Annotated in this window: 9 protein-coding genes; 5 read left to right on the top strand and 4 right to left on the bottom strand. The window is 63.0% G+C overall.

Annotated elements, in window-relative coordinates; genetic code table 11:
• Nucleotides 1–38 precede the first annotated feature (38 nt).
• From KUF59_RS34725 to KUF59_RS34715, 3 genes are all read right to left on the bottom strand, one after another.
• The gene (locus KUF59_RS34725) at nt 39–1,385 is read right to left on the bottom strand and encodes a cellulase family glycosylhydrolase (RefSeq protein WP_258767710.1); all 1,347 of its coding nucleotides are present in this window, start codon (nt 1,383–1,385) and stop codon (nt 39–41) included.
• Nucleotides 1,386–1,428: 43 nt separating this feature from the next.
• The gene (locus KUF59_RS34720) at nt 1,429–2,595 is read right to left on the bottom strand and encodes a glycosyltransferase (RefSeq protein ID WP_258767709.1); all 1,167 of its coding nucleotides are present in this window, start codon (nt 2,593–2,595) and stop codon (nt 1,429–1,431) included.
• Nucleotides 2,596–2,828: 233 nt separating this feature from the next.
• Nucleotides 2,829–3,962 carry a glycosyltransferase family 4 protein gene (locus KUF59_RS34715; protein ID WP_258767708.1) on the bottom strand — a complete coding sequence of 378 codons (1,134 nt, stop codon included), beginning with the start codon at nt 3,960–3,962 and terminating at the stop codon, nt 2,829–2,831.
• Between the two features lie 360 nt (nt 3,963–4,322).
• Here KUF59_RS34715 and KUF59_RS34710 point away from each other — a divergent pair, with 360 nt between their 5' ends.
• The 3 genes from KUF59_RS34710 (at nt 4,323) to KUF59_RS34700 (ending at nt 20,136) form a co-directional block, all read left to right on the top strand.
• Nucleotides 4,323–5,210, top strand: coding sequence for an aldose 1-epimerase family protein (locus tag KUF59_RS34710; protein ID WP_258767707.1), 888 nt, complete (start codon nt 4,323–4,325; stop codon nt 5,208–5,210).
• Nucleotides 5,211–5,297: 87 nt separating this feature from the next.
• Nucleotides 5,298–5,735, top strand: a complete 438-nt coding sequence (locus tag KUF59_RS34705) for a hypothetical protein (RefSeq protein ID WP_258767706.1) — start codon at nt 5,298–5,300, stop codon at nt 5,733–5,735.
• A 181-nt stretch (nt 5,736–5,916) separates the two neighbouring features.
• On the top strand, nt 5,917–20,136 hold the full coding sequence (locus KUF59_RS34700) for a VCBS domain-containing protein (RefSeq protein ID WP_258767705.1): 14,220 nt from the start codon (nt 5,917–5,919) through the stop codon (nt 20,134–20,136).
• Between the two features lie 74 nt (nt 20,137–20,210).
• Here the strand turns inward: KUF59_RS34700 and KUF59_RS34695 are convergent, their stop codons facing one another.
• Nucleotides 20,211–21,068: a hypothetical protein gene (locus KUF59_RS34695; RefSeq protein WP_258767704.1), complete on the bottom strand. Its 858-nt coding sequence runs from the start codon at nt 21,066–21,068 to the stop codon at nt 20,211–20,213.
• Between the two features lie 257 nt (nt 21,069–21,325).
• On the opposite strand from KUF59_RS34695, the gene KUF59_RS34690 reads away from it, so the two are divergent.
• On the top strand, nt 21,326–21,568 hold the full coding sequence (locus KUF59_RS34690; protein ID WP_212405329.1) for a hypothetical protein: 243 nt from the start codon (nt 21,326–21,328) through the stop codon (nt 21,566–21,568).
• Nucleotides 21,569–21,645: 77 nt separating this feature from the next.
• Nucleotides 21,646–22,947 carry a DUF6895 family protein gene (locus tag KUF59_RS34685; protein ID WP_258767703.1) on the top strand — a complete coding sequence of 434 codons (1,302 nt, stop codon included), beginning with the start codon at nt 21,646–21,648 and terminating at the stop codon, nt 22,945–22,947.
• Nucleotides 22,948–22,950 lie beyond the last annotated feature (3 nt).

Here is a 22,950-nt window from a genome sequence, read left to right as displayed (position 1 = left end):
CGGTGCCTGGCATCGATGTCAATTCGCATCATGTGGGTCTACCTCGCCTGTCTCACGTCGAGTTCCGGGACGGCGCTTCCGCCCGCGCTGATGAGAAGCGGCGTGCTCGATACCGGCATCCAGACGTCAGATGCGGACCGTGCCGACGCATCGCAGGGATTTGCGAATGTTGCGTTCGGCGCCTCGTTGCGCAGCCGGACCTGATAGCGGGCGTTCGGATCCTCGGACCAGATCGCGGCTTTTCCGCCCTCGGGGGACGAGGTCCTGATCGCGACGAGGCCGCCCGAGAGGCTCTTGCGTTCCGCGCTCAGGCTGGAGCGAACGAATGCCCAGGCGCCGCGAACCGCGCAGGCCACGGGCTTCGGAGAATTGTCGAAGCGGAACAGTCCGAAATTATCTTCCAGCTCCGCCGGATTCTTGCCGCTGTCCTTGAGCTCATAGAGCGACATCCCCTTGAGCCAGCGCGCGGCGGTCGAGGCCCACAGGATCAGCTGCGCCGTGTTGTCCGCCTGCATCTGCTCGCTGACGCCGCATTTGTTCGTTGCCGTCGTCCAGCCCGTCTCGGTCACATAGACCGGAAAGTCCGGATTGCCGCTGGCTTGGGCCACGAGCCGGTGAAACGCCGTCAGCCTGTCGATGATCTCCGTCGAGCTGCGCTTGGCCGGCGCCATGCAGAAATTGTACAGATGAACCGAGATGCCGTCTGCATATTGCAGGATGCCCGTCTGCAACATGCGCTCGGTCCATGTCCAACCGGGATCGTCGCCAATGGCGCCGACGACGAAGGGCGTATTCGGCGCGGCGCGCTTCAACGCTGGCTGCGTCACTCTGGCGAGCGCCGCGTAGTTCTCGACGGAGAACGCCGGGTCCTTCTTTGCCGCCATGTTCCACTCGTTCCAGAGCTCGAGAACGGGGTGCTGTGGCGCCACGCTCTGCGCGGCCGCGGCTGCGTAGTCGGCGAACCGCTGTCGTGCCTCATCGGTCGTCGGCGGCATCGAGTTCGGAACGAGGTGATGACCGAAGGCGAGGATGAGCAGCGGCCGCGCGACGCCGGACTTGACCTGCTCTTCCAGCCTCCCCAGCTTCGCCGTGAAACCCATCCGACGGCCCGGCGATTCGAAATCGGACCAGGGGAAGTCGTCGCGGAATGCGTTCAAGCCCAGCTGCTTGATCTGGTTGATGTTCGCCGCAGGCACGTAGCCGCGCGAGCTGACTGGCCCGCCAAGCCCCTGATGTGTGCCGACGCCCAGCATGAACCGCTTCTCGAGCGGTTGCGCCTGCTGGCCGTACGACGGCGCTGACGGCAGGCCGGCTGCGACAAGTCCCGCAACGAGAAGGAAGATGTCGCTGCGCAAGGTGCTGCGGCTTGCCATGGTCTCGATCACGATTCCTCTTGCTCGCGCCTTGGGCGCATCAGTGCTCGCACGATCAGAATGTCTTCGAAAGATCCGACTGCAGTTGCACCTGCTCCTGCGGACGCGGCTGACCGGTGCTCAGCACTTCGATGTAGACCTGCTGGAGCCGGCGGTGCGTCTTCTGGATGTCATAGAACTGCTTGAAGCGATCGTAGCCCCGCTGTCCCAGCACTTTCAGGTCGAGGTCGAGCACGCGCAGGAAGCCGAGCACGAGCTGCTGCGCGGAAACCGGCGCGCACAGCACGCCGGTGACGCCATCGACGACGATTTCCGGCAGGGCGCCGATGCGGAACGCGAGGATGGGCTTGGCCGCGCGCATGGCTTCCAGGGCGACGAGACCGAATGCCTCCCATCGCGACGGGATGACGACGACGTCGGCAGCCTCAAGATGGGATTCGATCTGCTCCCGGTCCAGCCAGCCGAGCATCGTCACGTTGGACGGATGCGCGAGCCCCTCAGATTTGTTGACCACGGACGCGCCGACGATGCGGACGTCAATGATGTCTTCGAGCGATCGCGCCGCTTCGATCAGAAGGTCAAAGCCCTTCTGCCGGTCGAGGCGGCCGACGAACAGCACCTTCAGCTTCTTCGACGGCCAGCTCGTCGAGATCGACTGCGGCAACGGGCGGTTCTTGGAGATCCCGTTGTGGACGAGCGTCAGGCGGTCCGGCGAAAGTCCCGCGCGTACTGCTTCATTGAACTCGTCTCCGGAGATGCAGATGATGCGATCGGTGGTGCGCGCAAGGATGTTCTCCGCAGCCTTCGTCACGCGATGGCTGAGCCGGCCGGTCTCGCGGGAAAAAGCCCAGCCATGCGGACAATAGATGACGCGCGGTCCGCCCGATCGCGCAGCGAGCGCAGGGCGAAGGACGAGTCCGGCAAAGGACGAATGCAGATGGACGACGTCAGGCCTGAAGGCATCAATGGCTTGCAGGCTGGAGCGCAGCATCTGGAACAAGCCGGAAACGCTGCGGCCGGCGCGGTCGAACAGCGTGATCTGGCTGTCGTCGATTCCGACGAGGTCGTGGCGATGATCGGATGGCACCACATAGTGAACGTTGCCGTGTCCGAAGCTCGCTTCCTGCTGCGCATGCAGATCGTTCAAGTAGCTCGCGATTCCGCCGCGAATCGTTTCCGCGACATGCAGCACCTTGATCGTCTGTCGTGAAGAATCTGACATCGCGCAGTCCCGTCGTTCGTCTCGAGCGTCGTGCCACGATCATTCCAATACGTAGCGATATTTGGGCGGCGGTGTGGTGTTGTTGCGCCATCGCCTTCGCATTCATCGCGACCGAAAAAAATCATCAGTGCGATGGAACAAAGATCGTGTCGGGTGCGTTGCTGTCGCTTGCCTCAAAGTGTGAGTTCCGTCGTTCGATCCAGCGCGGATCGCGCTATTCAGTGCGGCCTTCTTCAGTGCGACCTTGGCTGCGCTAAAAATTGAAGCAATGCATGCGCAGACTTTTGCCAGGAGAACATCGCGATCCGATTTTGCTGTTTGGCGCGCTCGTCGTCCGACAGCGAACCGGCCTCGAGTCTTTCGAGCATACGCCGGCACAATGCATCGGCGTCGGTGGCGTCGAAATAGGCAGCAGCCTCGCCGCAGGTTTCCTTGACCGCGGCGGCCGTCGACGCGATGACCGGACAACCGAACAGCATCGCTTCGAGCGGGGGCACGCCGAAGCCTTCATAAAGAGAGGGGAACACGAATGCCAGCGCTCGCGCGTAGAGGGCGGCGATCTCGCCATCGCTGAGTCGGCCGGCCAGAATCACCCCTGCGTTGTCGGCGTCCAATCCGGTCTGGAAGACCTTGTTGTTGTAGTCGCCGACCACCACCAGCGGAACATCCGGGCGTTCGAGCAACTGAGCCGCTCTGATCGCGACCGATATGTTCTTGTTCTTCTTTACAGAGCCGACGGACAGAAAGAACCGGCCGGGTTTGATTCCAAACCGGTCGAGCACGTTGAAATCGGGCAAGGTTGCTGCGAAATGCTCGGCGCTGTTCGGAAACACGGGGATCGCGGAAGCGGACAGGTCGAGCACCTCGGAAAGCTCCCGGCGCGAAAAGTCCGAGACTGTGGCAATCGTCGCGCGACGCGCAAGCAGGCGGCCTAGGGAGTGGTGCGCGGCGGCGTAGCGCCAACTGAAGAAGTCTGGACGGCGGAACACCTGCGCGTCATGGATGACGACGATTTGATCGGAATGCAGCACCGGGCCTGAATTGGCGAGGCTGATCAGGCGTCCGCTGGCGGCGGCGCGGGCAAGGTCAATCTGGTCCCACGCATGGCCGCTCAAACGTCCGATCTTGCGAACCTTGATGCGCTCGAGCGCGATCGTCTCGCTCGCATTGGGCGGCGCCAGCAGATGCCATGTCGCGGCGCTCAGCGGGGCAGGAAGCTGGTCTTTCGCGAGCAGACCATCGATAGCGCGGACGATTTCGGCGGCATAGCGCTCAACGCCCGTGATCTTGTGCGAAAGAAAGCGGCCATTGATGAAGAACTTGGTTTCGCCATTTCGGCCGGTAGCTCGGTGAGAACTGAGTGTCATGATATCGTAATTGTATGGATCGGATTAGCGGATGAACTCCCAAAGAACAGTCATTCGGCACGGAAGTATGACGCGCGCCGCACGTCGTATCATTGCCGGAGTGGAACCGAGAGCTCATGATCGCGCGTAGATGTGAGAGCGCGCACAGGATTTGCGCGCAGGGCCGGCGAGATGCTCTCATCTTAGGCATGTGCGCGGATCGCGAAATGCTCTAACGAAGATGTTCCAGGGAACGGCGATCGCCAACGCAACGAGGTTTTGTCATGCATATCGTCACAATTGACGCAAACCATGCCGGATCGGCGTGCGGTGCTTGCCTTGCGAACGGCGATCACAAGATCGAGGGCAGGGGCGCTTCGCATGCGTGAAGACACTCATGTTCTGCGCAGTGCTGGCCTCACTGCAATCGTCAAGGCCGCCGGTGCCGAGCTTTGCTCGCTCGAAAACGATTCGGGCGTCGAATTTATCTGGCAGGCGGGCGCCGCATGGCCGCGGCATGCGCCGCTGCTGTTTCCGATCGTCGGCCGCCTGACGAACGACGAGCTGCACCATCGCGGCCAGACCTATCGGATGACGCAGCACGGCTTTGCTCGCGACATGCGCTTTGCCTGGCTCGAGCGGAGTGCGACGCGTTGCGCGCTGGTGCTGAGCGATAGCGATGCGACGCGCGAAAAATATCCGTTCGCGTTTCGCCTGATGGTGATGTACAGCCTCGATGCTGCCGGCCTCGACGTCGCCTTTGCGATCGTCAACACGGGCGATGAGATATTGCCGGCTTCGCTTGGCGGCCATCCTGCGTTCAACTGGCCGCTACAACCCGGTCTGCGCAAGGAGGACTACGCCCTGACCTTCGCACGCGATGAGGCGCATCCCGTCCGTCGTCTGGACGCCGGGCTGATGCGCGCGGCGGCGGAGCCGACGCCGGTTCGCGGCAAGGTGTTTCGTCTGTCCGAAAGCCTGTTTGCGGACGACGCCATCATTTTCGATGCCATCGACAGTGCTTCCGTGCGCTACGCGGCCGGGCAGGGACCATGGGTCGAGATGTCTTGGACCGGCTTTCGCGAACTCGGTGTCTGGTCAAAGCCGTCTGGTGCGCCGTTCCTGTGCATTGAGCCGTGGCGCGGCTATGCAAGTCCCCTGGCTTTCGGCGGCGCGTTTGCCGACAAGCCCGGCTTGATGCAGATCGAGCCGGGTGAGGATACGCAGCTCGCCTACCGGATCGCGGTCGGAACCGACGGGCCGGGCTAACGCAGCCAATTCGGGCGGCCGCGGCCAAGTCCTTGGTCCGGAAGGTTAATACGCGCCGTGCCGGGTGCGGCGAGATGACGCAGTCCGGTGAAGGCGTGCGGCTCGCCTGAAGATGTACCTGCCCGGGCAGCCAACGGTAGCAAATCTCTTCCTGCGCAGCTTCGGCGAGGCGTGCGTGTTGCGCCGCGCTTGCACATCCGCGCGATTCGTCCGGCCTTGTATTTAGCCGCAATTCGTCACGGCACCGATTATTGTGTGGCGAAGAAACGCGCCATCGCTGGGATTCCGCACGCTTCCATCCGCGCGATCTTCGCAGTGCAGCGTGCAATTCACATGGTCCTTAAGGTTAGCCACTGTGGTGTCTTGACGCAGTCGATCAAACTGTGGAAACAATTTGCAATTGTCAGAAAAGTTTTTTCGACCGCTAGCAATATTGATTTCGACGCATTTGGACGGCGCTTCGCAACGCAGGCAGGCGCAACAATAACAAGACCACTTCATTTCAAACTCACGCCGTTGGGCTGACGGCGATCTCGTAAAATCGATACGTTGAGGGAGGGGCTCTCCATGAGCGACCGCACGACGTTACGCGTCGCGTCCAAATCGCATTCCGCATTCGACTGAAGATTTCACCATCCGCACCACGCGAGCCGCTCACGCGCGCTCGCGAGCCATGCCTGCTGCCCATCAAGAGAGATGAACCGCCATGATCATCAACGGCACCAACGGAAACGATCAGATCGCCGGCACCAACTCGGCTGACGCAATCAACGCAATGAATGGCGACGACGCCGTCAACGCCGGGGCAGGCAATGACCTCGTTCTGGGTGGCAATGGCAACGACAGCATAAACGCCGGTGCGGGCAACGACTTCGTCGACGCCGGCAATGGCAACGACACCGTCGACGGCGGCGCCGGCAACGACATCATCCTCGGCGGCAATGGCAACGATACCCTCCTTGGTGGAACCGGCAACGACCTGATCTGTGGCGGAAACGGCGATGACATCATCGACGGCGGCGCGGGTACCGACATTGTCAGCGGCGAAAATGGCAACGATATTCTGATCTACCGCGTTTCAGACAACGTTGGCTCCGTCGACATCTATGACGGCGGCAAGGGACAGGACACGCTCCGCCTGGTCGTTACGCAAGCGTTCGCGAACTCGACTTCATTCCGATCCGACCTTGCGGCGATCCAAGCACTCATCGCGCGCCACGGCAGCGCGGACTACGCGTTCACGAGCGTCAACCTTTCCATCGTCTCGATCGAGAAGGTCGAGGTTGTCATCGAAGGGGCGACGAATCATGCGCCGGTCGCCGTCGCGGATCTCGCCTCCGTCGCGGAAGACGTGACTACGGCTGCGAGCGGTAACCTGCTCGCAAACGACACAGACGCCGATGCCGGCGATACCCACACCGTATCGGCTGTGGCGGGAGGCACGGACAACGGCACAACGATCACCGTCGTCACCGCCTATGGAACGTTGGTCGTCACCAAGGCGACCGGCGCTTACACCTATACGCTCAACAATTCCAGCGCATCGGTTCAAGCACTCGCCGCAGGCCAGCAGGTGACGGACCAGTTCACCTACACCAATGCCGACAACAACGGTGGGACGGGTTCGTCGACGCTCAAGGTTACGATTACCGGCAGCAATGACCCGGCCGCGATCACGGTGTCGGGCAGCCAGGATACCGCGGTAACTGAGGCCGGTGGCGTTGCCAACGCCGTTGGCGGAGATCCCAGCGCATCGGGCCAGCTTGTGGTCCATGACGTCGACACCGGCCAGAACCACTTCGCTACCCCGGCTTCACTGGCCGGCACCTATGGCAATTTCACCTTCGATCCAACGTCCGGCGCCTGGACCTATACGCTCGATCCCGCGAAGTCGGATTCGCTCATCGCGGGTCAGAATGTCACCGATACCTTGACAGTCGCGTCGGCCGACGGCTCCGCCACGCATGATATCGTGGTGAACATCACGGGTGTCAACGACGCGGCGGCGATCGGAAATCCGGCCCAGCACGACGTCACCGAGGACGGCAATCTGACGGCGTCGGGAACGCTGTCGATCAACGACGTCGACCAGAACCAAAACTCGTTCCAGACCGGTATCGTGTCGGCGCCTGGGAATCTCGGGACGCTGACGATCACGGCTGGCGGCGCCTACTCCTATTCCGTCGACAATGGCCTCGTCCAATATCTCGGCGATGGCGAGACCCGCAACGAGACCTTCACGATCAAGGCCAAGGACGATACGACCAAGGACGTCACGTTCACCATCCACGGCGTGAACGACGCCGCTGATATCGCCGATCCCGCCCAGCATGACGTCACGGAAGACGGCAACATGGCCGCGTCCGGCGTGCTGTCGATCAACGATGCCGACCAGAACCAGAACTCGTTCCAGACCGGTGTCGTGTCGGCGCCTGGCAATCTCGGGACGCTGACGATCACGGCCGGCGGCGCCTACACCTATTCTGTCGATAACAGCCTCGTCCAATATCTCGGCGCCGGCGAGACCCGCAACGAGACCTTCACGGTCAAGGCCAAGGACGGCACGACCAAGGACGTGACGTTCACCATCCACGGCGTGAATGATGCCGCAACGATCGGAGATCCCGCCCAGCACGACGTCACGGAAGACGGCAGCCTGACCGCTTCGGGCGTGTTGTCGATCAACGATCCCGACCAAAACCAGAGCGCGTTCCAGACCACGGTGCAGCCAGCGAATGGCACGCTTGGTTCGCTGACGCTGGCCGCGGATGGTCACTATACCTATTCCGTCGACAACGCAGCTACCCAATATCTCAGCGCCACCGACACCAAGGTGGAGACCTTCACCGTCAAGTCCGTCGACGGTACCTCCAAGGACATCAGCTTCACGATCCACGGCGCGCAGGATGCGCCGAGCCTGTCTGTCGTCGACCATACGTCCGGCGCCAGCGATACTCTCATTCCGCTGTCGATCTCCGCCGCCCTGATCGACACCAGCAGTACGTTGCTCGTGAAGATCACCGGCCTGCCGTCCGGTTTCACACTGAACTACGGGGCCGCGATCGACGAAGGCGTATGGGGGCTGTCGGCCGCCGATCTGCAGCACAGCGACCTCGCGCTGATTCCGGACCCTGCCGTTCTGCCCGGCCTGCTCACGCTTCACGTCAGTGCAATCTCGAATGATGGCGTCCATCAGGCAAGCAGCCCGGTGACCGACATATCCGTGGACGTATTGGCGAGCGCGACCGTGCCCGTCATCACCGGCCAGGAGATCGACGGCTACATCGCCGGCGCCACCGTATTTGCCGACGCGAACTACAACGGCCAGTTCGACGCGGGCGAAGCCCACACGACTACCAACGCGGACGGAAGCTTTGCGCTCGTCGGCGGCAGCGGTACGCTCGTCAGCATCGGCGGCACGGACGTATCGACCGGGCTTGCGGTGACCGGCGTGCTGAAAGCCCCCGCCGGATCGACCGTCATCACGCCGCTCACCACGCTGATCTCGGCGCTGGTGGATTCGACCGCGAGCGACCCCACGCCGCTGAGCGCGGCGGACGCGGAGATCGCGGTCAAGACCGCGTTCGGTCTGGACTCCACGATCGACCTGAAGACCTTCGATCCGGTCGCGGCCGTCGTCAACGGAACCGATCCGGACGACATCGCCGCGGCGACGGCGGTCCTGTCGGCCGCGATCCAGGTCCAGAGCACGGTCACGCAGGTATCCGCGGTCGGCGGTTCGCCCGACACGGTCATGACGGCGATCGCGGACGCCATCACGGCGGCTCAGGCCGATCCGGTCCATACGCCAGCCTTCGATCTGAGCTCGGCCGATACCGTGCACAGCGTTGTCGCAGGCTCCGGCGTCAGCGCAGCCGCCATCTCGACGGTCGTCGACGTCGTCGCGGCAGCAAACGGCAGCATCCAGTCTGCAACCGACCTCACCGAACTGGCCCAGGCCGGTCAGGTCGCGCAGGGCGCGGCCGCGGACCAGTTGGCAAGCACGGACTTCAACAATGCCGCGCAGGTCGCCGATCTGCAAAGCACCTTTGTCGATCATCTCCAGGATCAAGTTGACAACGCCGTCGTCGGCGACGTCGACGGTGCGCAGCTCGGCACGCTCGGCGACGACGTGCTCACCGGCGGCAATGGCAGCGATTCCATCGACGGCCTCGACGGCAACGACCATATCGGCGGCGGTGCCGGCAACGATTTCCTCTATGGCGGTGCGGGTAAGGATTACCTGACCGGCGGCGCTGGCAACGACCTTCTCGACGGCGGCCAGGGTTTTGACCGCGGGATCTACACTGACGCGACCGGCGGCATCACCGCGAATCTTGCCGCGGGTACGGTGTCCGGGCCGGGCGTCGACACCGATACGCTGGTCAACATCGAGGCTGTGGTCGGCAGCAATTTCGCAGACACGCTCGATGCCAGGGGATTCACCGGCGATTCGAACGTTCCGGGCACGCCGATCGGCTTCAACGAGTTCGAAGGCAAGGGCGGCGACGACGTCATCTACAGCAACAGCAACAGCCAGGGCGCCGAGCTCACCCGCGTGTCCTATGTCAGCGCGACCGGTGCCGTAACGGTCGACCTCTCCGCCGGAACCGCGGACGGTGATTTGTCGGTCGGCCACGACACCCTGATCGGCTCCGGCTTCATCGGCGCCTGGGGCTCAGCGTTCGACGACGTGCTCAAGGGCACCAACAACCCGAATTTCAGCGCCGAGGTGTTCTCGGGTTTCGCGGGCAATGATCTCATCGACGGCCGTGGCGGCTTCGATCGCGTCGATTACAACGTGGATCCGTCCACGACGAGCGGAATCACCGTCAACATGGCCGCCGGCATCGTGACCGGCGACTCCAGCATTGGAACGGATACGCTCCGCGGAGTCGAAGCCGTTCGCGGCACCAACTTCGCCGACACCTACAATGCCACCGGATTCGGCGCCGGCAGCGTCAATGCCGGCTCGCTCGGCACGTTCAACGAATTCACCGGCAACGGCGGCGACGACATCATCACCGGTAATGGCTTCACACGGCTCGGATTCAACAATGCGACCGCCGGCGTTACTGTCAACTTCACCACTGGCATTGCTACCGGCGACTCGTCCGTCGGCACCGACCACTTCACCGGCGTCAACGCCGTCCAGGCGTCGATGTTCAACGACACCCTGATCGGCGGGAACACCAACGACACCTTCACCGGCCTCGCCGGCGACGACTCCATCGATGGCGGCAACGGCTTCGACGTTTCGTCCTACAACAACATCTTCTTCACGACCGGCGGCATCACCGTCAACATGGCCGGCGGCACCGTCGATGGCGACGCTTCGAGCGGCCACGACACCCTGCGCTCGATTGAAGGTGTCCAGGGCACCAGCTTCGCCGATACCTACAATGCGACCATGTACGGCGTGACCGGTCCGAACTTCGGCAACAACGGCACGTTCAATCAGTTCGAGGGCCTCGGCGGCGACGACACCATCATCGGCAACGGCAACACCCGGCTGCTCTATGGCAATTCGACAGCCGGCGTGACCATCAATCTGGTCACCGGTTCAGCCACCGGCGACGCGTCGGCCGGGCACGACACGTTCAGCGGCGTCAACAGCGCCACCGGCAGCAACTTCGTCGACACCTATAACGCGGCGGGCTTTAACAGCCCGAACGGCACGTTCAACTCGTTCCAGGGGCAGGGCGGCAACGACGTCATCACCGGCAACGGCAACACCCAAGTCCAGTTCAACAACGCTACGGGAGGCGTCACTGTCAACCTCGCCGCCGGCACGGCCAGCGGGGATGCATCCGTCGGCCACGACGCCTTCAGCGGTGTGAATAGTGCCTCGGGCAGCAATTTCGCCGACGTCTACGACGCGACCGGATTCAACGGTCTGAACGGGACCTTCAATTCGTTTTCGGGCAACGGCGGCAACGACGTCATTACCGGCAACGGCAACACGCAGATCCAGTACGGTAGTGCGACGAACAGTGTGACCGTCAACCTCACGGCGGGGACCGCCGACGGCGACGCGTCGGTCGGCCATGACACCATCACGGGCGGCGTTTTCAACGTCGCCGGATCGAACTTCAACGACACGATTATCGGGTCCGCCAGCAACGACGGTCTCTCCGGCAGCGGCGGCAACGACGTCCTCGACGGCCGCGCCGGAAGCGATTTCCTCAGCGGCGGCCTGGGGGGTGATACATTCGTCTACGCGACCGGCTATGGCTTTGACACGGTCGGCGATTTCAACCACAGCCAGGGCGACAAGATCGATCTCACCGGCATCTACGGCATCTATAGCCTGGCAGACCTCCAGTCCCATCTTACCCAGATGGGACCGAACACGGTCATCAGCTTCGGGCCGGGCGACACGCTCACGCTCCAGAACGTGTTTTCGGGCAACCTCGTCGCCAGCGATTTCGTGTTCGGGACGATCGGTCAGACCATCGTCGGCGACAACAATCCGAATACGCTTCTCGGTACTGTCAATGCCGACACCATCAGCGGCCTTGACGGCAACGACCGACTCCAGGGCCTTGGCGGCAGCGACCTCCTCGACGGCGGGCAGGGCTTTGATCGCGCCATCTATAGCGATGCGACCGGGGGCATCACCGTCAATCTGACCGCGGGCACGGTGTTCGGACCGGGCGTCGGAACGGATATGCTCGTCAATGTCGAGGGCATCGTCGGCAGCAATTTTGCCGATGCGTTCAACGCGACAGGATTCACCGGTGCGAGCGGGATTCCCGGTGCAGCGGTTGGCCTCGCCGAGTTCGAGGGCGGCGCCGGCAATGACGCGATCACCGGCTCGGTCAATGCGTCTGGACAGATCCTGGGCCGGATTTCCTATGTCAGCGCGACGGCGGCGGTGACGGTGGATCTCGCCGCGGGGACCGCGGACGGCGACGCCTCGGTCGGCCACGACACGTTTACCAACGTCAACGCCATCGTCGGCTCGGCCTATGACGACACGCTGCGCGGCACCGACAACGCCAACGGGACCTATGAGCAGTACGACGCGCGCGGCGGCAACGACCTGATTGATGGTCGCGGCGGCTATGATTTTGCGTCCTACAACCAGGATTCCGCGACGATTTCGGGCATCACGGTCAATCTCGCCGCCGGTACCGTGACCGGCGATGCCTCGATCGGCACGGACACGCTGCGTTCGGTCGAGGCCGTGCGCGGCACCAATTTTGTCGACAGTTACGACGCGACCGGATTCAGTGGCGCGAGCATCAACGCCGGCTCGTTCAACACCTTCAATAATTTCGAAGGCATGGGCGGCGACGACACCATCACCGGTAACGGCAACACGCGGCTGCAGTTCACGCAGGCGCTGGACGGCGTCACCGTCGACATTGCTGCGGGCACATCACATGGCACGGCCGGCGGCGACGTCGCGCAGGTCGGCACCGACACCTTCACCGGCGTCAACGCGGTGCTGGGCTCGCTGTTCGCCGACACCCTCTCGGGCAGCGGTGCCAACGAGCAGTTCCAGGCTCTCGCCGGCAACGATTTCATCGACGGCCGCGGCGGCTTCGACACTGCCCAATACAGCAACCTGACCTACACGACCGGCGGCATCAGCGTGGACATGGCGAGCGGAACGGTGACCGGCGACGCGTCCACCGGGACCGATACGCTGCGTTCGATCGAGGGCGTCCAGGGCACGATCTTCGCGGACACCTACGTCGCGACGGGCTTCGGCAGCGGCAGCACCAACGCCGGCAGCAATGGAACCTTCAACCAGTTTGAGGGCCAGGGCGGCGACGACGTCATTACGGGTAACGGCAGCACCCGGCTGCTTTACGGGAACGCGACCGGCGGCGTGACGATCAACTTGAAGGCAGGCTCGGCCACGGGCGACGGCTCGGTTGGGCACGACACGTTCACAGGCGTCAACAGTGCCACCGGCAGCAACTTTGCCGACGCATACGATGCGACCGGATTCGTCGGCTTCAACAGCTTCCAGGGCCAGGGCGGCGACGACGTCATCACCGGCAATGGCATCACGCAAATCTTCTTCAACAATGCGACCGCAGGCGTCACTGTCGATCTTGCTTTCGGAGCTGTCAGCGGCGACTCCTCGGTCGGACACGACACCATCAACGGCGGCGTCAACGCCGTCGTTGGATCCGGCTTCAACGACGTCATCCGTGGCGGCAAGCTGACCGATGCCCTCACCGGCGGTGCCGGCGCCGATACCTTCGCCTATGTCACCGGGAGCGGTGCTGATCTCATCACCGATTTTTCGCAGGCGCAGGGCGACAAGATCGATCTCACCGGGATCGCCGGTGCCAACGGCGTCTACAGCCTCGCCGACGTGGTCGCGCATGCGCAGCAGGTGGGCGGCAATACCGTCATCACCTTCAGTGCGACCGACATTCTGACGCTCCAGGGCGTCACGCTCGGCAATCTCACGGCCGCTGACTTCATCTTCGGCACGCAAGGCACGACCATCACCGGCGATGCCAACAACAACACGCTGCCGCCGGGCACGGCCAATTCCGACACGGTTCTTGGCCTCGCGGGCAACGACCGGCTCCAGGGCGGCGGCGGCGCCGACCTGCTCGACGGCGGCGCGAATTTTGACCGCGCGGTCTATACGGATGCGACCGGCGCGATCACCGTCAACATGGCGGGCGGCTGGGTGACCGGCGCCGGCGTCGGCACCGATACGCTCGTCGGCATCGAAGGCGTCGTCGGCAGCAATTTCGCCGATACGTACAATTCGTCCGGCTTTGCCGGCGATGCGCTGACGCCGGGCACGCCGATCGGCTTCAATGAGTTCGAGGGCAAGGGCGGCAACGACGTCATCATCAGCAATGTCAACGCGTCAGGCGCGCCGATCACGCGCGTGTCCTATGTCAGCGCCACTGCTGCCGTGACCGTGGACTTCGCGGCCAAGACCGCGACCGGCGATGCGTCGGTCGGCACCGACACATTCGTCGGCTCCGGCGTCGCAAACGTCAACGGCTCGGCCTTCAACGATACGCTGCTCGGCAGCAGCAACCCCTTCGGCACCGTCGAGGTCTTCGACGGTCGTGCCGGCGACGATTTCATCGACGGAAGGGGCGGCTTCGACCGCGTCGACTACATCAACGACACGGCGGTGACGGCTGCGATCTCGGTCAACCTGGCGGCGGGCATCGTCACCGGCAATGCGACGGTCGGCACCGACACGCTGCGATCGGTCGAAGGCGTGCGCGGTACGGCCTTCAACGACACCTATGATGCGACCGGATTCAGCGCTAGCAGCGTCAATGCGGGTTCGAATGGTACGTTCAACGAGTTCACCGGCGGCGGCGGCGACGATCTCATCACCGGAAACGGCAACACGCGCCTGTCCTACAACAATGCCACCGCGGGCATCACGATCGACCTCCAGACAGGTCTTGCCACGAGCGCCGACGGCTCCGTCGGAACCGATCATTTCAGCGGCGTGAACGCGGTCCAGGGATCGATGTACGACGACACGATGTCGGGTGCGTCGACCAACGACAGTTTCATCGGCAACGCCGGCAACGACTTCATCGATGGCCGCGGTAACTTCGATACCGTGAACTACAACAACATCTATTTCGTGACCGGCGGCATCAACGTCGATCTTGCGGCGGGCACGGTCACGGGTGACGCTTCGATCGGCACGGACACACTGCGCTCGATCGAAGGCATCCAGGGCACGACTTTTGCCGATACGTTCAATGCGACTGGCTACGGTGGGCTTAATGTGCTGAACGTGAGCGACAGCAACGGCAACTTCAACCAGTTCGAAGGGTTTGGCGGCGATGACGTCGTCACCGGCAACGGCAACACCCGCATCCAGTTCACCAACGCGACCGCGGGCGTGACCATCAACATAACTGCGGGCACTGCCTCGGGCGATGCGTCGGTCGGTCATGATACGCTCTCGGGCGTGAACAGCGCCAACGGCAGCAATTTTGGCGACGTGTACGACGCGACGGGATTCATCGGCCCGAATTTCTCGTTCAACTCTTTCCAGGGCCAGGGCGGTGACGACCTGATTACCGGCAATGGCAACACGCAGATCTTCTTCAATAATGCCACCGCCGCGGTCGTCGTTGACCTGTCGGCCGGCACGGCCAGCGGTGATACGTCGGTCGGTCACGACACCATCACCGGTGGCGTGAACAGCGTCGCCGGTTCGAACTTCAACGACACGATCGTTGGCTCCAACGTCAGCAACGATTTCCTCAGCGGTAACGCCGGCAACGACTATCTCAACGGCAACTTCGGCAATGATTTCCTGTCCGGCGGTGCCGGCTCGGACCTCTTCGTCTATTCAGGCCTCAGCAATGCCGACGTCATCAACGATTTCAACCACGCCCAGGGCGACATGATCGAGATCGCCGGCGTTACCGGTATCGCGAGCTTCGCCGACGTGCTGTCGCACGCAACGCAGGTCGGCATCAACACGGTCATCACGTTCGATGCCGTCAACAGCCTGACGCTGAACAATGTCACACTGGCGAACCTCACCGCGGCGGACTTCGTGTTCGCCAGCGGCAACAACGGTGTCGTCCTCAACGGCGACAACGGAGACAATCTTGCGCTGGCCGGCGGCGCGGGCCAGGACACCATCCTCGGCAATGACGGCACCGACCAGTTGTTCGGCAGTGACGGCGATGACGTCCTGCTCGGTGGCAACGGGCAGGATTTCCTGTCCGGCGGTGCTGGCAATGATTACCTCAATGGCGGTGCGAACGTTCAGGGCAATGGCGACATGGCCAACTACGGCGACGCTCCGACCGGAGTCGTCGTCAATCTCGGCACGGGTGTCGCCTCGGACGGATATGGCGGCACCGATACTCTGGTCAACATCGAAGGTGTCGGCGGCTCGACGCATGACGACGTGCTGACCGGAAGCGCGGCCGACAACGAGATCTTCGACGGCGGCATGGGCAACGACATCATCGATGGCGGTGGCAAGAGCATCGCCTCGACTCCGTTCGGTGACTTCTCCAACTATGCCGGTGCGATGGGCGGTGTCGTCGTCAACCTCGTGACCGGCACGGCCGTGGGCGATTTGTCGGTCGGGACCGATACCCTGATCAATATCGACAGCATCAACGGAACGGCGTTCGACGACGTCATCACCGGCAACGCAAACGCCAACCTGCTGCGCGGCTTCGCGGGCTCCGACGTCATCCATGGCGGTGATGGCAACGACCAGATCGAAGGCGGGCAGTTGTCCAATCCGTCGCTTGGCGGCAACGATGTCCTCTATGGCGAGGGCGGCAATGACGTCATCTATGGCGGCAGCGGCAACGATCTGATCGATGGCGGGATCGGCAACGACATCCTGACCGGCAACGCCGGCGCGGATACCTTTGTCTTTGCCGTGCATGATGGCGCCGACCAGATCACCGATTTCTCTCACGCGCAGGGTGATCGCATTGATCTCACCGGGGTTGCCGGCGCGATCGGGAGCATCGCGGACATCCAGTCGCACGCCCAGCAAGTGGGCGCTGATACGGTCATTACTTTCGGCGGTGGCGACAGCCTGACGCTCACCAATGTCGCGCTCGGCAACCTCGTCGACGGCGACTTCATCTTCGCCACGCCGGGCATCTCTCAGACTGGCGATAGCAACGCCAACACGCTCCTCGGCACGGCCAACGCCGACACCCTGATCGGGCTTGGTGGCAACGATAAGCTGCAAGGTTTTGCCGGCAACGACCTGCTCGATGGCGGACAAGGTCTGGACCGGGCCGTCTATAGCGATGCGACGGGTGGCATCACGGTCAGCCTTGCGACCGGTTCGGTGACGGGCGCCGGTGTCGGCACCGACATGCTGGTGAATGTCGAGGCCATCACCGGCAGCAATTTCGCCGATACGTTCGATGCTACCGGCTTCACCGGCGACGCCGGTATTGCCGGTACGCAGCTCGGCTTCGACGAGTTCGAGGGTCTCGGCGGCAACGATACGATCATCACCGGCACAAACGCCTCCGGCGCGCCGCTAACGCGCATTTCGTACGCCAGCGCAACGGCCGGGGTGACGGTCGATCTTATGGCCAAGACCGCGACGGGCGACGCATCCGTTGGCACCGATACCATCGTCGGGTCGGGTGTCGGCAACGTGATCGGCTCTGCGTTTGTCGACACGCTGCTCGGAAGCAGCAATCCGTTCGGTACCGTCGAGATCTTCGACGGGCGCGGCGGCAACGACATCATCAATGGACGCGGGGGCTTCGATCGGGCGGATTACGCCAACGATCCGACGATCACCTCCGCCGGCATCTCGGTCAATCTCGCGGCTGGAACCGTGACGGTCAACACCACGACGGGCACCGACACCGACACGCTGATCTCGGTCGAGTCGGTACGGGGCAGCAACTCGAACGATACGTTCACCGCCGCCGGCTTCAGCGGCTCGGGCGTCAACCCCGGCTCCAACGGCACATTCAACGAGTTCAACGGCATGGGGGGCACCGACGTCATCACCGGCAACGGTAATACGCGCGTCGCCTATACCAATGCGACCGGTGCCGTCGTCGTCGACTTGCAGACCGGCGCAACGCCGGGCACCGGCACCGCGGACGGCGATTCCTCGACAGGCCACGACACCTTTACCGGCGTCAACGCAATCCAGGCGTCGGTGTTCAGCGATACGCTGCGCGGCAGTGCCAACAACGACACCTTCACCGGCAATGCCGGCGACGACTCCATCGACGGTCGCGGCGGTTTCGACACCGCGAGCTACAACAACATCTACTTCGTGACCGGCGGTGTCACCGTCAATCTCGCGGCGGGTACCGCCACCGGCGACGCTTCGATCGGCAACGACACGCTGCGGTCGATCGAAGGCATCCAGGGCACCGTCTTCGCCGACAATTTCAACGCGGTCGGCTTCAGCGGCACCAGCACCAACGCGGGCAACAACGGCACCTTCAACCAGTTCGAAGGGCTTGGCGGCGACGACGTCATCACCGGCAACGGCAACACCCGCATCCAGTTCACCAATGCGACGGCGGGCGTCACGATCAACCTGCAGGCGGGCTCGGCCACAGGCGACGCCTCGGTCGGACATGACACCTTCACTGGCGTCAACAGCGCCAACGGCAGCAATTTCGTCGATACCTACAATGCGACCGGGTTCGCCGGCTTCAATGCCTTCCAGGGGCAAGGCGGCAACGACGTCATCATCGGCAACGGCAGCACGCAAATCTTCTTCAACAACGCCACCGGCAGCGTGAACATCAATCTGGTCGCCGGTACCGCGACCGGCGACTCCTCGGTTGGCACCGACACCTTCACGGGCGTCAACAGCGCTGTCGGCAGCAACGGAAGCGACACCTACGATGCCACCGGCTTCATGGGTCTGTTCGGAACGTTCAATGCGTTCCAGGGCCTTGCCGGTGACGACACGATCATCGGCAATGGATTCACGCAGATCCAGTACGGCAATGCGACCGCCGGCGTGACCATCGACATGGTGAACGGAATCGCGTCGGGCAATGCGGCCTCCGTCGGTGCCGACCACTTCTCTGGTGTCAACAGCGTCGCCGGCTCAAATTTCGGCGACACGATCACCGGAAGCAGTGCGAATGAGTTTTTCAACGGTGCTGGTGGCAACGACATCATTAATGCCGGAGACGGCTATGATCAAATAACCGGCAGCTCGGGCAACGACACCATCGACGGCGGTGCTGGCGGTGACGTCGCGATCTTCTCCGGCCAGAACTCGGACTACAGCTTCTTGACGCTTGCAGGAGGGCAGATCCAGGTTACCGATCTCGTCAGCAATCGCGATGGCATCGACACGCTCAGCAACGTCGAGCTGATGCAATTCACCGACAAGATCGTCATGACGTCGTCGGGGACATCAGGCGCGCCGGTTGACATCTCGGGGCTGTTCTTGAACGGCAATGCGCCCATCGTCGGAACGGCCGGTGACGACTATCTCGCGGTCGGCAGCAATCTGTTCGGTCACACCATCGACCTTGGGGCAGGGACCAACACCGTTAGCTTGAACGGTAGCGGAGGCTTCTACGGTCTCAATCTCGTCAACGTGGCAAATCTCGTTGGCGACGGCGGCGACAACAATGTTGGCCTGTCGACGCTGGTCAATGGGCTCTCCGTTGATCTCGGCGGCGGGGCCAACATGTTGAACCTCGCCAGCGGCACCAACAGCCTGAGTGTCAGCAACGTGTCGTTCATCAATGGCTCGGACTTCGGCGGCATCAATCCAGTTGACGATGTGCTGACACTGCTCAACGACCAGAACGGCACCTCGATCAACCTCGGCGATGGCACCCACAACACGCTCAACCTGGAGGGCACCACCAATGTGTTCTCGAACCTGTGGGGCGTCCAGGTCATCAACGGATCGGGCGGTAACGATATGCTGACCGTCAACAGCACGCTGTCGAATACGACGGTCGACCTCGGGGCCGGCACGGACGCCCTCGTCATGAACGGCATCTTCAACTCGGTCACCGTCAACAACGTCGAGAATGTCACCGGTTCGATCATGAACGACACCATCGTCATCGCGAACGCGACCGGGACGACCACCGTCACCGGCGGTGGCGGCATGGACATGATGACGGCGAGCGCCGGCGTGGATAATTTCCGCTACGCCAGCGTGTCGGACTCCTACGTCGCGATGAGCGATACCATCGACGGCTTCAATGCTGCTCAGGACTTCTTCGTGTTCGACAACAGCATGGTGGGTGCCGGCGGCTTCACCGGTAGTTCGGTCAACTTCGTCGACTCGGACCCATTCACCTCCACCGGTCAGTCGCAGGCGCGGCTGGACAATTCGGGCGGCCAGACGATGTTGCAGATCGACGTCAACGGCGACGGCAACATGGATGGAAGCGATATCCAGATCCATCTCACCAACAACGTCGGAACGATCACGAACGGCAACTTCCTGTTCGTGTGACAATGCTGTGGATCGGCGCCGGGCTCGCCCGGCGCCGGCCGTGAACTGGCTCCCGAGATGCTCTTGCGACGCGCTCACACGCTCCGGACGATCAGGAAGCAGGTGAGGGCAAACAGGGCGACAAATCCCCAAAACATCCACCATCGTTTGACCGCGATCAGCGTGCCGCCGCCGATGGCGAAGAGGCCGGTAGCAAGAGCGCTGTAGATGTTGACTCGCGCCGCGCTGAGCGCACTCTCCTGCGAGAGCGGGATCGAGACCTGGAAAATGATGCAGGCCGACGCCAGCAGCAGCACATAGAGAGCGACGCCGAGGCCGATGCTCTGGGATGCCGCGAATTCCCTGGCGATGTTCTGGGTCAGCTGGAATTGCAGCGGACCCCGCTCCAGCGTCTTGGCGCGCTCGACGGCCTGGTTGAGCCAGGTTTGATGCGCGAGATCGATCGCGTAAAGCATGATGATCAGGACCACCAGCATGCAGAGCAGCCAGCTCTTGGCGAGATTGGCGAAGTGCGTCGTGACGCTGAAGACGAAGGTGGCTGCGCCGACCACCGCGGTGATGAAGCCGAACCCGGTCTTGCGGATGTCGACCAGGAGCTTGTCGCAGCGGTCGATGGTGTTGCGGCACTCCTTCCATTCGTCGAGCGGGCTTCCGAGCGACGAGACCGGCGTGCCGGCCGGCAGCAGGGTCTCGATGTTCTTCATGATCCCCGTCGTGAGCGTCATGGCCTGCTCGATCGCCGGCGCGAGCTGCGCGTCGGGCGCGGTCTTCAGCGCGGTTGCCGCGCTCTCGAGATCGATCAGCGCCTGTTCCGCGGCGGTGACCTTCGCGCCGAGCTCGTCGGCGCTGCGCCTTGCGATCACGGCGGCCTGACCCAGCGTGCCATGCGTGGCCAAAAGGAGATTGAGAGCGTTGTCGCGATCTGTGCTCATGTCGGTTCCTTCAAATTCTTGAAAGTATCGCAATCACGGCAATGGCAGCGGACGCGGTGTTCAGCCCGGACCGCAGCGCAGGGTAGCAGATCTGCAATCTGCGCGCGAATCGACGCAGTTGACGTGCAGGTTGTTTTCAAAAAATCTTGAAATGTAAGGTAGCTCACACGCCTCGTGCGCGCATCAGGTCATCGTCCGCGCCGATGCCGGCTGGGAGATGTAGCCGCATCGATCCACCCAACCGCAAGGAGGCAACCATGAGCAACGCTGCAGACCGCGAAGAGATCGTCCGCAAGTTCCTCGGCTCGAAAGTGTTCGACTTCGGCGCTTTCGGCAAGTTCGTCGCGGAGAACGGCACGAGCATCGCCAGCGCCAGCGACGGCGAGTTCGGCTTCGTGATCGGCCATCGCTTCATCCGCTACTGCATTCCGCCGCAGGTCAGCGTGATCCAGGAGCTCGACCCGGCCGTGATGCGGGGCGAGGTCACCGGCGGCCGCTGACGCGGCCGGATCGTTCTAGCGCGGCCTTGCCGCTCGAATGGACCATCGGCCTAAGTTCCCTCGCAATCGGGGCGCCCATGCAGAACCCACACGATCACAAGGCCGCGCTAGATCGGCTGCTCAGTCACGCACCCGCTCCGCACCGGGCGGAGTTTCGCCAAAACCTTGTCCAGCGCCTGCAACTTGCCTTGCGGATTGTCGGGCGCACCGTGCAATTCCTCGGCTCCGACGGATTTGACGGATCAGATCATCCGGACGGCAATTTTGCCGCCGAGAAGCCGCTCGCCGAAACCGCGATGCTGCTCTACACGGTTGGTCGGCACGCCGCCGATCCCGCCCTTCGCGACGCGTTCGAGCGGGCGATGGACGATCTCGCTCCCCACGCCCGTTCGCAAAGGATGCGCTGGGACATCGTGCGCTATCCATCGGTCTGCCTCCAGCTCGCCACCCCGCATATTTTGCTCGGCGCGCTCGGCAGGAAGGATGCCCGGTTCGACGCGCTTCTCGCCGCGAGCGCCGTGGCGTCCGTGAGCGAGAGCCACGAGGTGGTGCCGTATCGCGAGCTCGAGCTGATGTGGCTTAAGGCGCTGTGGCGCAACGAAGCGCCAAGGTCGAGCTTTGCGGAGACCGCGCGCAGGACGGCGCTCGGCCGCGCCATCGATCTGCTCAACGGCACGCGGGACGATGCCTACGCCCACACCCATGCCGCGATGTACTATACCGATTTCGGCAATTGGCGGGGTAGCCTGCCGCGTCCCGCGCACGAATTCCTCGACGAGTCCGCGGCCGTGCTCGCCCGCGCGCTTGTCATCGAGGACTACGACCTCGCCGCCGAAGCGCTGATGGCCTGGCCGCTGCTGTCCACAAGCTGGAGTCCCGCGGCGGCGTTTGGCTTCCGCGTCGTCGCCTCGCTCGAGGACAAGGTCGGCTTCCTGCCTGCGGGCCGCTCGGCATCGAGCCAGCTCCTGCGGCTCGACGGCCACGACAGGACCAAATGCGCACTCGCGACCTCCTATCACACGGCTTACGTCATGGGCATGCTGTGCGCGGTCGCGCTCAAGCCCGGCATGGCCTCGCCATTCGAAATTGTGGGGCCGGCTTATTCAATGTCTCTCGTCGCCGATCTGCGTGCCCTGATCCCTGCGACATCAGCCCATTGGGAGCAGGTGTTTGCCGCCTTGCGGCCTGACGAGCAGGCGATGCTTGCGCCGTTCCTGCTCGACGTCGCCCTGATGCAGTCGAGCCGCAAGGGTGATGTGGTGCAAATGGCGCGCCTGCTGCAAACTGCGGTTACGCATCGCCTGGCCGATACCACGCTGTGTGCGCAGGCGGCAGGGCTCTTGACGCGCATGAGCGCGCTGGTCGCGCCCGACTCTTGACGA

The organism is Bradyrhizobium arachidis (assembly GCF_024758505.1).
GTDB classification, from domain to species: domain Bacteria; phylum Pseudomonadota; class Alphaproteobacteria; order Rhizobiales; family Xanthobacteraceae; genus Bradyrhizobium; species Bradyrhizobium manausense_C.
Note: the sequence above shows the minus strand (reverse complement) of the source record. Positions and strands in the feature narration are given on the sequence as shown.